This is a genomic window from Azospirillum mesophilum (assembly GCF_053470405.2).
This window is the reverse complement of the sequence record NZ_JBPXMQ020000003.1, coordinates 223,926-237,440: the sequence shown is the minus strand read 5'-3', so window position 1 is coordinate 237,440 and position 13,515 is coordinate 223,926. Positions and strand designations below refer to the sequence as shown.

At 68.1% G+C, this 13,515-nt stretch carries 16 protein-coding genes, 1 other RNA gene and 1 pseudogene; 6 read left to right on the top strand and 12 right to left on the bottom strand.

Annotation, left to right across the window (positions count from 1 at the left end; genetic code table 11):
- Positions 1-2 precede the first annotated feature (2 nt).
- The 11 genes and pseudogenes from ybgC to ACSVC7_RS05265 form a co-directional block, all read right to left on the bottom strand.
- A complete protein-coding gene (gene ybgC / locus ACSVC7_RS05315) occupies positions 3-491 on the bottom strand; it encodes a tol-pal system-associated acyl-CoA thioesterase (RefSeq protein WP_448203381.1) in 489 nt (162 codons plus the stop codon).
- Positions 484-1,593 (bottom strand): Holliday junction branch migration DNA helicase RuvB, encoded by a 1,110-nt coding sequence (ruvB, locus tag ACSVC7_RS05310; protein ID WP_448203380.1) that lies wholly within the window; start codon positions 1,591-1,593, stop codon positions 484-486. Before ruvB ends, ybgC begins: the two co-directional genes overlap by 8 nt.
- Positions 1,590-2,231 carry a Holliday junction branch migration protein RuvA gene (gene ruvA / locus ACSVC7_RS05305; protein ID WP_448203379.1) on the bottom strand — a complete coding sequence of 214 codons (642 nt, stop codon included), beginning with the start codon at positions 2,229-2,231 and terminating at the stop codon, positions 1,590-1,592. The genes ruvB and ruvA overlap by 4 nt, the downstream gene beginning before the upstream one ends.
- Complete coding sequence (locus tag ACSVC7_RS05300; protein WP_448203515.1) at positions 2,228-2,797, bottom strand: endonuclease domain-containing protein; 570 nt, start codon at positions 2,795-2,797, stop codon at positions 2,228-2,230. The genes ruvA and ACSVC7_RS05300 overlap by 4 nt, the downstream gene beginning before the upstream one ends.
- 9 nt (positions 2,798-2,806) lie before the next feature.
- A pseudogene (ruvC, locus tag ACSVC7_RS05295) lies at positions 2,807-3,316 on the bottom strand (crossover junction endodeoxyribonuclease RuvC); the annotation flags it as partial.
- Positions 3,317-3,347: 31 nt separating this feature from the next.
- Entirely contained in the window at positions 3,348-4,100 is a 753-nt protein-coding gene (locus ACSVC7_RS05290; protein WP_448203378.1) for a YebC/PmpR family DNA-binding transcriptional regulator, read from the bottom strand.
- A gap of 223 nt (positions 4,101-4,323) precedes the next feature.
- Positions 4,324-5,145, bottom strand: a complete 822-nt coding sequence (locus ACSVC7_RS05285; protein WP_448203377.1) for a TIGR00282 family metallophosphoesterase — start codon at positions 5,143-5,145, stop codon at positions 4,324-4,326.
- A 62-nt stretch (positions 5,146-5,207) separates the two neighbouring features.
- The gene (locus tag ACSVC7_RS05280) at positions 5,208-5,795 is read right to left on the bottom strand and encodes a 5-formyltetrahydrofolate cyclo-ligase (protein WP_448203376.1); all 588 of its coding nucleotides are present in this window, start codon (positions 5,793-5,795) and stop codon (positions 5,208-5,210) included.
- A gap of 33 nt (positions 5,796-5,828) precedes the next feature.
- Positions 5,829-5,989: non-coding RNA, 6S RNA (gene ssrS / locus ACSVC7_RS05275), on the bottom strand.
- A gap of 13 nt (positions 5,990-6,002) precedes the next feature.
- The gene (locus ACSVC7_RS05270) at positions 6,003-6,332 is read right to left on the bottom strand and encodes a cell division protein ZapA (protein WP_448203375.1); all 330 of its coding nucleotides are present in this window, start codon (positions 6,330-6,332) and stop codon (positions 6,003-6,005) included.
- A gap of 4 nt (positions 6,333-6,336) precedes the next feature.
- A complete protein-coding gene (locus ACSVC7_RS05265; RefSeq protein WP_448203374.1) occupies positions 6,337-6,561 on the bottom strand; it encodes a hypothetical protein in 225 nt (74 codons plus the stop codon).
- Between the two features lie 252 nt (positions 6,562-6,813).
- Between ACSVC7_RS05265 and tkt the strand changes: the two genes are divergently transcribed.
- The 3 genes from tkt to ACSVC7_RS05250 all read left to right on the top strand — a co-directional run bounded on the left by tkt (position 6,814) and on the right by ACSVC7_RS05250 (position 11,093).
- Complete coding sequence (gene tkt / locus ACSVC7_RS05260) at positions 6,814-8,826, top strand: transketolase (RefSeq protein ID WP_448203373.1); 2,013 nt, start codon at positions 6,814-6,816, stop codon at positions 8,824-8,826.
- 97 nt (positions 8,827-8,923) lie between these two features.
- The gene (gap, locus tag ACSVC7_RS05255) at positions 8,924-9,931 is read left to right on the top strand and encodes a type I glyceraldehyde-3-phosphate dehydrogenase (protein ID WP_448203372.1); all 1,008 of its coding nucleotides are present in this window, start codon (positions 8,924-8,926) and stop codon (positions 9,929-9,931) included.
- Positions 9,932-10,082: 151 nt separating this feature from the next.
- Positions 10,083-11,093, top strand: coding sequence for a glycosyltransferase (locus ACSVC7_RS05250; protein ID WP_448203371.1), 1,011 nt, complete (start codon positions 10,083-10,085; stop codon positions 11,091-11,093).
- Positions 11,094-11,103: 10 nt separating this feature from the next.
- Here the strand turns inward: ACSVC7_RS05250 and ACSVC7_RS05245 are convergent, their stop codons facing one another.
- A complete protein-coding gene (locus tag ACSVC7_RS05245) occupies positions 11,104-11,466 on the bottom strand; it encodes a type II toxin-antitoxin system HicB family antitoxin (protein WP_448203370.1) in 363 nt (120 codons plus the stop codon).
- Positions 11,467-11,642: 176 nt separating this feature from the next.
- Between ACSVC7_RS05245 and ACSVC7_RS05240 the strand changes: the two genes are divergently transcribed.
- The 3 genes from ACSVC7_RS05240 to ACSVC7_RS05230 all read left to right on the top strand — a co-directional run bounded on the left by ACSVC7_RS05240 (position 11,643) and on the right by ACSVC7_RS05230 (position 13,512).
- Positions 11,643-11,984: a hypothetical protein gene (locus ACSVC7_RS05240; protein ID WP_448203369.1), complete on the top strand. Its 342-nt coding sequence runs from the start codon at positions 11,643-11,645 to the stop codon at positions 11,982-11,984.
- A 112-nt stretch (positions 11,985-12,096) separates the two neighbouring features.
- Positions 12,097-12,330 carry a hypothetical protein gene (locus ACSVC7_RS05235; RefSeq protein ID WP_448203368.1) on the top strand — a complete coding sequence of 78 codons (234 nt, stop codon included), beginning with the start codon at positions 12,097-12,099 and terminating at the stop codon, positions 12,328-12,330.
- 252 nt (positions 12,331-12,582) lie between these two features.
- Positions 12,583-13,512: a class I fructose-bisphosphate aldolase gene (locus ACSVC7_RS05230; protein WP_448203367.1), complete on the top strand. Its 930-nt coding sequence runs from the start codon at positions 12,583-12,585 to the stop codon at positions 13,510-13,512.
- Positions 13,513-13,515: the final 3 nt, after the last annotated feature.

Here is a 13,515-nt window from a genome sequence, read left to right as displayed (position 1 = left end):
TGTCAGTCTCGCTTTTGCCTTTTAAACAATTCGTTCAATGCCTCGCGGACCGGCGCCGGGAGGCGCGCCGGACGTCCGGCCCCGTTGATCATCGCCAACTGCACCCCCGCCCGCGCCAGCTCGCGGCCGTCGCGGAGGGCAGATTGTGCAACTGCGAAAGAGGCTCCGCCGGTATCGGTCATCCGCGTCACCACTTCAAGCGTATCCTCAAGCTTGGCGGGAGCGACAAAATCGATCTCGGCCCTTCGTACCGCAAATGACACACCGTGGCTTGCCATCAGGCCGGCGTTGGTGTGGCCGAGCAGGCGCAGCATTTCCGTGCGTGCCCGTTCGAAGAAGCGCAGGTAGTTGGCGTGGTAAACCAGACCGCCGGCGTCCGTGTCCTCGTAGTAGACCCGCATCGGAAAGCGGTGGAACGCGTTCTCGTCAAACCAGCCCGACAGATTTGGGTGGGCCGGAGTCGCGGTATCCGAAGTGATCCGGTCAGGCATCGTCGCCCTCATCCGGATCGGCGCCCGGCGAATCGGTTCCCGGATTGGCAATCCGGTCGAGCAGGTCGAACTGCCGGGTCGGCGCCGCGGGCGGGTTCAGCCCCAGGTAGCGGAAGCCCTGGTCGGTCAGCATACGCCCGCGAGGGGTGCGCTGCAGGAAGCCCTGCTGGATCAGGTAGGGTTCGACGACCTCCTCCAGCACGTCGCGCTGTTCGCCGAGCGCCGCGCCCAGAGTCTCCACACCCACCGGGCCACCGCCGTAGTTGTTGGCGATGATACCCAGATAGCGCCGGTCCATGCTGTCGAGGCCGAGGCGGTCGACCTCCAGCCGGGTCAGCGCGGCGTCGGCGACGCGCGCGTCCACCTCCGGCACGCCGGCCACGGCGGCGAAGTCGCGCACGCGGCGCAGCAGCCGGCCGGCCACGCGCGGCGTCCCACGCGAACGGTTGGCGATCTCCCGCGCGCCTTCCGGCGTGATCCCCATGCCCAGCACCCCGGCGGCGCGGCGCACGATCAATTCCAGCTCGTCCGGCTCGTAGAATTGCAGCCGCACGGGAATGCCGAAGCGTTCGCGCAAGGGGCGCGTGATCAGGCCGGAACGGGTCGTGGCGCCCACCAGCGTGAAGGGCGGCAGGTCGATGCGGATCGAGCGCGCCGACGGCCCCTCGCCGATGATGAGGTCGAGCTGGAAATCCTCCATCGCCGGATAAAGCACCTCTTCCACGGCGGGATTAAGGCGATGGATCTCGTCGATGAACAGGACGTCGTGCGGCTGGAGGTTGGTCAGCAGAGCGGCAAGGTCGCCCGCCCGCGCGATGACCGGGCCGGAGGTGGCGCGGAAGCCGACGCCCAACTCGCGCGACACGATCTGCGCCAGCGTCGTCTTTCCCAGGCCCGGCGGGCCGAACAGCAGGACATGGTCCAGCGCTTCGCCGCGCGAGCGCGCCGCCTGGATGAAGATCGACAGGTTCTCCCGCGCCTGCCGCTGCCCGATGAACTCGGCGAGCGACAGCGGGCGGATCGACGCCTCGCCGGAGTCGCCGACGCCCGGACCCGGCTGGACCAGCCGCTCGGGGTTGTTGCCGTCCTGGATGGCCGTCATTGGCTCAGTTCCTTAAGGCCATGGCGGATCAGCTCCGACACGCCCGCCCCGTCGCCCAGCTTGCGCCCGGCCGCCACCACGGCGCCGAACGCTTCCGACCGGCCGTAGCCGAGGTTGACGAGGGCCGAGACGGCGTCCGCCATGACCGTGTTGTTCGCGGTGCTCCCTGCGGCAGCCCCATCGCCCGGTGCCGCCTTGCCGCCCGCCGGAGCGGTCGCGGCCGAGGCGCCGAGGGCGAGGTTCCCCACCTTGTCCTTCAACTCGTTGATGATGCGCGCGGCCACCTTCGGCCCCACGCCTTCGGCGCGGGTCAGCGCCGTCTTGTCCTGCGCGGCGATCGCGCGCGTGATCTGGTCGGGATCGAGAACACCGAGAATCGACAGGGCAAGGCGCGAGCCCACGCCCTGGATGGTGGTCAGCAGCCGGAACCAGTCGCGCTCGCCCGCATCGGCGAAGCCGTAGAGGGTGATGCGGTCCTCACGGATGAAAGTCTCCACGACCAGAGCGACGCGCTCGCCCGTCGTCATGCGCGACAGCGTGCGGTTGGAGCAGGCCACCTGATAGCCGACCCCATTGACGTCCACGACCACCCAGTCGGTCCCGACCGAATCGACGATGCCGGTGAGCTTGGCGATCATGCTGGTTCTTCCTCAATTCCCCTCTCCCGCTTTTGAAGAGGGTCGCGGCGCAGCACCGGAGTCGCGGCAAGAGCCGAGCGGATCGTCTCCAGCACGCCTTCCAGATTGTCATTTACGTCATTGTTCCAGAATCTGAGGACCCGGAACCCGGCCTGTTCCAACATGCGCGTCCGCCGCTCGTCGTATTGCGCCTGTTCGGCATGCTGCCCGCCATCCAGTTCGATCACCAACCGATGATCGTGGGCGACGAAATCGACGATGAAGCCGACGATGGGCTCCTGACGGCGGAATTTCGCCCCCATTTGGGCGTTGCGCAGCTTCTGCCACATCACCTTTTCCACCTCCGTCGAGTCACGACGAAGATGAACGGCCCTGTTGGTGTGAAGCGGTGTCGGCTTGTCCTTGGCGATGGGCAGCAAGGCCCCCTCTCCCCTCTGGGGAGAGGGTTGGGGTGAGGGGGTCCCGCGATTGCCGGACGTCGCGCCGCGCCGGGCCCCCTCACCCGGCCCTTCGGGCCACCCTCTCCCCAGAGGGGAGAGGGATTGATCGGCGCCCTTCTTCCACATCTGCCAACTGGAGCGATGGTGCGCGTGGCAGATCGCCACCGCCAGCGCATCCGCCGCATCGGGCGTGGTGATGGCGCAGCCGGGCAGCAGCAGGCGGATCATCGCCTGCACCTGCGTCTTGTCGGCGCGACCCTGCCCGACCACCGCCTTTTTCACCATGTTGTTGGCGTATTCCGCCACCGGCAGCCCGGCCTGCCCCGGGACCAGCAGTGCCACCGCCCGCGCCTGCCCCAGCTTCAGCGTGGAGGCCGCGTTGGTGTTGACGAAGGTCTCCTCAACCGCCGCCTCGTCGGGGCGGTAGCGTTCCAGCACGGCGGTCAGCGCGTCGTGCAGTTGGCAGAGCCGTTCGGCGAGCGGGCAGTCGCCGTCCGAGTGGACGGCGCCGTCGGCGACGTGGGTCAGGCGGTTGCCGGCCACGTCGATGACGCCCCAGCCGGTGTGCCGCAGGCCGGGGTCGAGCCCCAAGAGGCGTACGGGCGGCTGTTGCGCCGCCCCGGTCCGTCCGGCCTGCCCGAGCACTCCGGTGTCCTCCGTACTCAGCTGTGCCGCACTAGGCGGTCAGCTTCTGCATCAGCTCGTCGGAGATGTCGAAGTTGCCTTCGACGGTCTGGACGTCGTCGTTGTCCTCCAGCACGTCCAGCAGCTTCAGCAGGCTGGTGGCGGCGTCCTCGGACGGAGCGACGGTGTTCAGCGGCTTCCAGGTCAGGCGGGCGCTTTCCGCGCCGCCGAACTTGGCTTCCAGCGCATCGCGGACGACGGCGAAGTTCTCCACCGTGGAGGTGATCTCGTGGCCGTTCTCGTCGGACGACACGTCGTCGGCACCGGCCTCCAGCGCCGCCTCGAACACGGCGTCCGCCTCACCGGCCGTGGCCGGGTAGAAGATCGCGCCGACGCGGCTGAACATGAAGCTGACCGAGTTCGTCTCACCCAGCGAGCCGCCGTACTTGGTGAAGGCGGAGCGCACCTCGGCGGCGGTGCGGTTGCGGTTGTCGGTCAGCGCTTCCACGATCAGCGCGACGCCGCCGGGGCCATAGCCCTCGTACCGCACCTCTTCGTAGTTCGCGTCGTCTCCGCCACCCGGCGTGCCCTGCTTGATCGCGCGGTCGATGCGGTCGCGCGGCATGTTCTGCGTGCGGGCAGTGGTGATCGCCGCGCGCAGGCGCGGGTTGGCCGCCGGGTCGGGAAGACCCGCCTTAGCCGCGACCGTGATTTCGCGGGCGAGCTTGTTGAAGATCTTGGACCGCTTGGCGTCCTGCGCGCCCTTGCGGTGCATGATGTTCTTGAATTGGCTATGACCGGCCATGCGTCGAACGAGCCCCAGATGGAATCAAAGATACAAGGTCTGGTGAAACAGCTTTGAAAGCGGTGCGACACATGTACCAGATCTAGTGCGCCACCGCACGCCTTCGGCGCCGGAGACGACACCTACCCATTTAGAAAGTCAATATGGCGAGATTGGGGCGCCACCCCGGCGGAGCCGTGGCACTCGCCCCACCGTTGCGCGCCGGCAACAAAGTTGCCGGGAGTCAGCTCCGCGCCGGCATCGCCTGGCTCAGCCGCCCGCCGAGGCGCAACGGCTCGATCTTCGTGGCGAGGCCGGTGCGGTCGTCGGTCTCCACGTAGCAGCCGCAGACGGTCGCCTCGCCCTCGGCGGGGCTCAGGCGTTCGGTGGGCAGCTTGCGAATCATCTTCGCCATGGCGACTTCCTTCTTCATGCCGATGGCGCTGTCGTAGTCGCCGCACATGCCGGCGTCGGTCAGATAGGCGGTGCCGCCGCGCAGGATCACATGGTCGGCCGTCGGCACATGGCTGTGCGTGCCCACCACCAGCGAGGCGCGGCCGTCGCAGTAGTGGCCCATGATCATCTTCTCGCTGGTCGCCTCGCCGTGCACGTCCACCAGGATGGCGTCCACCCCGCCGGCGCCGAGCCGGTGGGCGCGCAGCACCCGCTCCACCGCCGCGAAGGGGTCGTCCAGCGCGTCCATGAACAGGCGCAGCATGACGTTCATGACCAGCACCTTGCGCCCGCCCCGCGCCTGGAGCAGCACGAAGCCGCGCCCCGGCGTCCCCTCAGGGTAGTTCAGCGGGCGGATGATGCGCGGTTGCTGGTCGATGGCGGCCACCAGTTCCTTCTGGTCCCAGGAGTGGTTACCGAGCGTCACCACGTCCACGCCGGCCGCGAAGAACTCCTCGGCGATCTTGACGGTGATGCCGAATCCGCCGGCGGCGTTCTCGCCGTTCACGACGGTCAGGTCGGGGTCCAGCCGCTCCTTCAGGGCCGGCATGTGCGCGATCACCGCGTCGCGTCCCGTCCGCCCCACCACGTCGCCCAGAAACAGAAGCCGCATGATCCCAAACCTTCACGTCAAACTGCGGAGCGTCTCACGCCCCGTGCGAAATGCGGAGCGTTTCACGCTCCGTGTGAAATACGAAGCGTCTCGCGCTCCGTGATGATCCAATCCAGCCGCTCGTCGTGGTCGGCGCAGGGCACCGCGTCGACCTCCTGCGCGGCGAAGGCCACGCCGACCGCCAGCACGGGCCGGATAGCGCGCAGCGCGTCCAGCGTCCGGTCGTAATAGCCGGCTCCGTAGCCCAGCCGGTGCCCCCGCCGGTCGAAGGCCAGCATCGGCACCAGCAGCACCGACGGCACGACCTCCGGCTGGCCGGCATCCGGCTCGAAAATACCGTAGCGCCCCGCGGCGAGCGGCACCGCCGGGTCCCAGGCGCGAAAGGTCAGGGCCTTTCCGCGCGGACCCGAGACGGGCAGCGCCACCGGGCGCTCCGGAGTCCTAAGATGGAGGAGAAGAGGCCGCACGTCGAGTTCCGACCCCAGCGGCCAATAGCCGGCCACGGGTCCGTCCGGCAGCGCCACGTCGGCCCGCAGGCGCTCGGCCACGGCCCGCGCGGCGGAGTCCCGGAAGGCATCGTCGGCGATGGCGTCGCGCACGGCGCGCGCCTGGAGTCGGGCGGCGTCCTTGGCCGGGCGCAGGTCAGTCATCGTCGTCTTTTGGGAATTCGAACCGAGAGAGTGGAAGGTGCCGCCTCGGCCGTTGGCATGTGCCTATCCTCCATGACCTGCAAGAGCAGGTGGGCGCCGTGTACCCGGACCACGGTCCGGACAGGGACAGCTCCCGAGAGTCTAGATTATCGGCCCTGGGGATTATTGCGACCTGACGAACCAGGCAGCGACCTTCCGTGCACTAACTTAGGCGCGCTCGAGCCGCGCGGCAACCTCTTCGATGCGCTGGGCGACATGATCGACGGCGGCGACCATCTCCGCCTCTTTCTCGGCCGCCTCGTTCGCGGCGGACGCCGGAGCGACGCCGCGGCCGGCCATGACGTCCTGCATCTCGTCCGCCAGCACGATGGCGGTCAGCAGAAGCATCTGCGCCTCCGACCCGGACCTGCCGCCGCCGGTCACCTGCTTCAGCCGTGTGTCCACATAGGCCGCCAGCTCGCGCAGCCGGGCCTCCTGCCCGTCCGCGCAGAACATGCGGTAGGCGCGACCGTTCACCTCGACATCGACCTGGGCCATCGGTTCAGTTCTCCATCACCGCTTCGAGCCGCCCGATGGCGGCCTCCAGCCGCTTCGACACGGCCTCGGCCGTTTCCTGGGCGCGGGCCTGCTCGACGCGGGCCTCGCGCAGGGATTCGGTCAGCTCCTGTTCGCGCTTCACCACCCGCTCCTCGCGGGCGGCGGCGGCGTTCTCCAGGCGGTCCACGGCCTTGGCGAGGCGGTCGAGCGCGGTCTTGAGGGAATCCATGGGCAGAAACCTTGGCAAGCGATGGGCCGTCAGCACATGCATAAAATGCCGGGCGCTAGAGTTGGGCCGAGGGCGCCACCCCGTCAACCGGAAATGCGCCGCAGGCCGGGCGGCCATCCCCATTCCCATGTTGACCTCGGCACAAGGCTTCTGCATGGTGCGCGCGTTCTGCGGGGGCCGGCCGGTTTCCCGCCCGATCGGTGTTGTCCCAATCCCGCTGCCTTGCGCGCCCGTCTTCAGGAACATTGCCCGATGTCCGCTGTCTCCGCCGCCACGCCGTCCGCCCCGATTCAGACCATGGCCAACGCCATCCGCGCGCTCGCCATGGACGCTGTGGAGGCCGCCAAGTCCGGCCACCCCGGCATGCCGATGGGCATGGCCGACGTCGCCACGGTGCTGTTCACCCGTTTCCTGAAGTTCAACCCGAAGCGCCCGACCTGGGCCGACCGCGACCGCTTTATCCTGTCGGCGGGCCACGGCTCGATGCTGATCTATTCGCTCGCCTACCTCACCGGCTATGAGCGGATGACCATCGACGAGCTGAAGCGCTTCCGCCAGCTCGGCAGCCTGACGCCGGGCCACCCGGAGGTCGACCCGACCCTGGGCATCGAGATGACCACCGGCCCGCTGGGCCAGGGCGTCTCCACCGCCGTCGGCTTCGCGCTGGCCGAGCGCATCACCAACGCCCGCTTCGGCGACGATCTGGTCAACCACTACACCTACGTCATCGCGTCGGACGGCGACCTGATGGAGGGCGTCAGCCACGAGGCCTGTTCGCTGGCCGGCCACCTGGGGCTGGGCAAGCTGATCGTGCTGTGGGACGACAACCACATCTCCATCGACGGCTCGACCGACCTCAGCTTCACGGACGACACGCCGGCCCGCTTCCGCTCCTACGGCTGGAACACGGCGTCGGTGGACGGCCACGATCCGGAGGCCGTCGCCAAGGCCATCGAAGCCGCGCAGCGTTCCGACAAGCCGACGCTGATCGCCTGCCGCACCATCATCGGCAAGGGCGCTCCGAACAAGGCCAACACCCACGGCTGCCACGGCTCGCCGCTGGGCGCCGACGAGGTGGCCGCCACCCGTGAGAACCTCGGCTGGCCGCACAAGCCCTTCGTCGTTCCGCAGGAGGTGCTGAACGCCTGGCGCGCCGCCGGCACCCGCTCGGACGCCGAGTTCGCCGCCTGGGAGCAGCGCGCCGGCAAGCTCGACGCCTCCGCCCGCAAGGTCTTCGACGCCGCCTTCGAGCGTGGCGTCCCGGCCGGCCTGAACGAACTGATCGCCGCCTTCAAGAAGAAGGTGTCGGAGGACAAGCCGAGCTGGGCGACCCGCGTCGCGTCGGGCAACGTGCTCGACATTCTGGTCCCGGCCGTGCCGGAGATGATCGGCGGCTCAGCCGACCTGACCCCGTCGAACAACACCAAGGCCAAGAACACGGCCGACGTGAAGGGCCGGGGCGAGTTCAACGGCCGCTACGTCCGTTACGGCGTGCGCGAGCACGGCATGGCGACCGTCATGAACGGCATGGCGCTGCACGGCGGCGTGATCCCCTACGGCGGCACCTTCATGCAGTTCGCCGACTACTGCCGCCCGTCGATCCGTCTGGCGGCGCTGATGAAGCAGCGGTCCATCTTCGTGATGACGCACGACTCCATCGGCCTCGGCGAAGACGGCCCGACGCACCAGCCGGTCGAGCATCTGGCCGCGCTGCGCGCCATCCCCAACCTGCTGACCCTGCGCCCGGCCGACGCCGTGGAGACGGCGGAGTGCTGGCAGATCGCGCTGGAGCGGGTGAACGGCCCGTCCGTCCTGGCGCTGACCCGCCAGAACGTCCCGACGCTGCGCACGGAGCATACGGACGAGAACCGCTCGGCCCGCGGCGCCTACGTGCTGGCCGAGGCCCAGGGCGAGCGCCGCGTCACGCTGCTCGCCACCGGTTCGGAAGTGTCGCTCGCCATGGAGGCCCGCAAGGCGCTCCAGGCCGAGGGTGTCGGCACCGCCGTCGTGTCGATGCCGAGCTGGGAGCTGTTCGAGGCCCAGGACGACGCCTACAAGGCGTCCGTGCTCGGCACCGGCGTGCGCGTCGCGGTCGAGGCGGCGATCCGGCTGGGCTGGGACCGCTGGCTGGGCTTTGTCGGCGCCACCGGCACCGCCTTCGTCGGCATGACCGGCTTCGGCGAATCGGCCCCCTATCAGGAGCTTTACAAGCACTTCGGCATTACCGCCGAGGCTGTGGTCGCGGCGGCGAAGGCGCGCCTGTAAAAGAGCGACCGTTCACCAGATTACCGACCCCCGGCCACAAGGCGGGGGTCGGCGCTTACCGGCCAAGGCCGGGGGAATGCCAGACTGGAGGAATACAATGGCTGTTCGGGTTGCGATCAACGGGTTTGGCCGTATCGGCCGTCTGGTCCTGCGGGCCATTTACGAGAGCGGCCGCAAGGACGTCGAAGTCGTGGCGATCAACGACCTCGCCGATCTCAAGGCCAACGCCCACCTGCTGAAGTACGACAGCGTCCATGGCCGCTTCCCCGGCACCATCGAGACCCGTGACGGCGAGCTGATCGTCAACGGCCACTCGATCAAGGTCATCCAGGAGCGCGACCCGGCCAAGCTGCCGTGGAAGGATCTGGGCATCCAGGTCGCCATGGAATGCTCGGGCATCTTCACCAAGCGTGCCGACGCCGCCAAGCACCTGGAAGCGGGCGCCGAGAAGGTCCTGATTTCCGCCCCGGCCACCGACGAGGACATCACGGTCGTCTACGGCGTGAACCACGACCAGTTGAAGGCCGAGCACCGCATCGTGTCGAACGCGTCGTGCACCACGAACTGCCTGGCCCCGGTGGCCTTCGTGCTGCACAACCTGATCGGCATCGAGAAGGGCTTCATGACCACGATCCACTCCTACACGGGTGATCAGCGCATCGTGGACACCAACCACAAGGACCTGCACCGCGCCCGCGCGGCGGCCCTGAACATGATCCCGACCTCGACCGGTGCGGCCAAGGCCGTCGGCAAGGTGCTGCCGGAACTGAAGGGCAAGCTGGACGGCACCGCCATGCGCGTCCCGACCCCGAACGTCTCGGTCGTGGACTTCAAGTTCACCGCCAAGCGCGCCACCTCGGTGGAGGAGATCACCAAGGCGATCTCCGAGGCCGCCAACGGTCCGCTCAAGGGCATCCTGGGCGCCTACACGGAGGAGCTGGTCTCCACCGACTTCAACCACGACCCGCACAGCTCGATCTTCGCGCTGAACGAGACCAAGGTCATCGACGGCAACTTCGTCCGCATCATGACCTGGTACGACAACGAGTGGGGCTTCTCGAACCGCATGAGCGACACCGCGATCGCCATGGTCAACGCGAAGTAAGCTCGCCGGCCTCGTGCCCGACGGAAAGGCGCTCCCGCAAGGGGGCGCCTTTTTCGTTGCCGACCTCTTTTGTTGTCGGCCTTTTTCGTTGTTGTTTGGCGCCAATCAATCGAACATCAACGCCGATCCACCACCACGCCGTCGGAACGCCGTGAGAATTCTGCAAACCATCCTGTCCAAGGGCTTCCGCGGCGCCGAACGGCATGTGGCGGAGCTGGTCAACGCGCAGGCGCGGCACCATGACGTGCTGCTGCTGCTGCGCAAGGACTGCTCGGACGGGAACGGCGTGTCGATTCGCGATTGGCTCGATCCGGCCGTCCGGGTCCAAACGCTGAGCCGGCCCCTCTGGACGTGGCAGGCCTGGCGCGCGATCCGGCGCTTCCGGCCCGACATCGTGCACGCCCATGGTGGCCGCGCCAGCCGTCTGGCGCCCCGCGTCGCGGGCAAGGCGCCGGTCGTCGCGACCATCCACCTCGACTACCGCCACAGCTACTATAAGGCTGTGGACGGGCTGATCTGCACGACGGACTGGCAGCGGGATGGGATTTCGGCCGACTACAAGGGGCGAACGGCGCGCATCGACCTGTGGTACACGCCGCGCCCTCGCCTCGACTCCGCCGCCGTCCTGCGCGAGCGGCGCGCGCTGGTCGGCGATGAGAACGCCTTCGTCATCGGCTTCGTCGGACACCTGATCCCGTCCAAGGGATGCGACCTGCTGATCGAGGCCTTCCGGCGCGCCAAGCTGCCCGACGCGCGGCTGGTCATCGTCGGCGATGGACCCGAGCGCGAGGCTCTGGAGCGGGCCGCCCCGCTGGACGTGGTCTTCACCGGCTTCCGCCCCGACGCGCGCGACCTGTTCCAGGCCTTCGACCTGTTCGTCTCCCCCTCCCGCGACGAACCGTTCGGGCTGGTGTTCCTGGAGGCGCTGGACGCCGGCGCCCCCATCCTGGCGACGCGGTCCCAGGGGGCCCTGGCGCTGCTGCCGGGCTTTCCGGCGGAGCTGGTGAATCTCGACGACGTGGAGGCGATGACGGCGGCTCTGCGGCGCGCCCACGCGCATCGCAAGCCCCGCTACGTGGCCGACCTCCGGCGCTTCGACCGGGAAGGACGGCTTTCCGAGATCGACGCCTTCTATGCGGAGCTGATTCGGGGAAAAAGCTGACGGCGGCGCCTCAGCGGCGCAAGTCGCCCTGCCCCAGCTTGACCGCGTTCACGCCCGTGGCCTCGCTCAGGCGGTCGGCGACCCAGGCGGCCACGCTCTTGCCCTCGCGCTGGGCGCAGGTGGCGATGGCGCGGTGAAGCATCGGGTTGACGCGGATGGCGAGCTTGCCGGAAAAAGGCTGGTCGGCGTTGCCCGCCATGTCGCAGGCCATTTCCAGATAGTCGTCCACGGCCTTGCGGAACGCGCTGCGCAACTCATCGACCGAGCGGCCGGAGAAGGTGATGCCGTCGCGCGTGTTGATGACTTCGCCGACGAAAATGCCGGCCTCGTTGTCGAAGTCGATCTGGGCCTTATAGCCCTTGTAGTCCATCATCGGCGGCGACCCCAGGGGATGCGTTCGAGTCCAAAGTATAGCGTTGCCGGGGAGGCGCTGGTTTGACTTGCCTCAATTCTCAGTCGCAGGGGTCGACTTTGCCCAAGGGAGCCACGCGTCCGATTCGCATCCACGGGCTTGCCGAAGCGCGTGCGGCCTGCGCCGCAGCGGCCGAATTGGGCGTTCCCCTCCTGCTGGTCAGCGCCCCGGCCGCCGCGGCCCACGCCGGCGCCCTGTGGTTCCGAACCGTGGCGGCCCGCGCTGCGGCGGAGTTCCCGACCCTTCCCCTGATCACGGTGCTCGACTGCGCCGACCGGGCCGGGGACGCGCAGGGCGCGCTCGCCGCTGGGGTGGAGGCCATCCTGTTCACCGGTCCGGCCCTGGTTGGCGTGAAACTGGCGGAGATCGCCGCCGCGCGGGGCGCCGTGGTGCTGACCACCTTGCCCAAAGCGCTGGACCTGCGCGGCGTTCGTAACCAAGTGGCGGCATGCCGGGATTGGCTGCGCGGAATGGAGTAGGCGGATCTGGGTCACCAATTGACCACAGCCCATTACTGCTTTTTCCCCAAAACTCTCCGCGCAAAGGTGGTGTAGTGTAACTGAAACGGCCACGAAGCGGTAATCAGCCCCGATGAACACGACAACGCCCCTGCGGCCCAAGGCGGCCGGCTTCGACGACCATCGCCCCCATCTGGCGCGCCCCGACGGCCTGAGCCGCGGCGTCCCCTTCCCCGAGCCGCACGTGGAGAAAATCCGCGGGCCGAAGCTGCTCGCCATCTGGGCCGGCCTCGCGGCCGGAGCCTGGGGTGTCGTGGCGGGGGTCGGCTACGGCGCCTATGTGGTGTGGCAGTCCATCATCCACTGACTTGCATCCACTGATCGGCGTCCGGAAACGCGACGTCCCCACGGGCACTTTCTCAATCTTTCGTGTGCATTATGGCGTGCGAGACATCGCCGTGTCGCTTGTTGACGCATACGGCGATGAACCGCCTAGACACACCGAATAAGCCCTTTTCCTGCCGCGAAACGCCGCATTACACCCCTCCCGACGTTGCAAAGCGGGCCGCGCTGGGCTATGAGGGCGCCATTTCCGAAAATGCCCCAAGGGAAGAGCCACATGAAGCTCACTCGTCGCGTTAAAGAAATTCTTGCGAACTACGAGAGCGACAATCCGGGCGTGAAGGCGAACCTCGCCCGCATTCTCATGGAAGGCAAGCTGGGCGGCACCGGCAAGCTGGTCATCCTCCCGGTTGACCAGGGCTTCGAGCACGGCCCGGCGCGCAGCTTCGCGCCGAACGAGCCGGGCTACGACCCGCACTACCACTACCAGCTGGCCATCGACGCGGGCTGCAACGCCTACGCCGCTCCGCTGGGCTCGCTGGAAGCCGGTGCGTCGACCTTCGCCGGCTCGATCCCGCTGATCCTGAAGATGAACAGCGCCAACAGCCTGTCCACGCAGAAGGAAGCGGCCGACCAGGCCGTGACCGCCTCGATCGAGGACGCGCTGCGCCTGGGCTGCTCGGCCATCGGCTTCACGATCTACCCCGGCTCGGAAGCCATGTACGACCAGTACGAGGAGATCCGCGAGCTGTCGGCGGAGGCCAAGTCGGTCGGTCTCGCCACCGTGATCTGGTCCTACCCGCGCGGCGGCAACATCTCCAAGGACGGTGAGCTGGCCGTCGACGTGATCGGCTACGCCGCTCACATGGCCGCCCTGCTCGGCGCCCACATCATCAAGGTCAAGCTGCCGTCGGCCCATCTGGAGCAGGCGGAAGCCAAGAAGGTCTACGAGGCCAAGGGCATCCAGATCGCGACCCAGGCCGACCGCGTCCGCCACATCATGCAGTGCTCGTTCAACGGCCGCCGCATCGTGGTCTTCTCGGGCGGCGCCACCAAGGGCGAGGATGCGGTGTTCGAGGACGCCCGCGCCATCCGCGACGGCGGCGGCAACGGCTCGATCATCGGCCGCAACGCCTTCCAGCGTCCGCGTGAAGAGGCCCTGAAGCTGCTCGACCGGATCATGAAGATCTATCAGGGCAAGGAGTAAGGT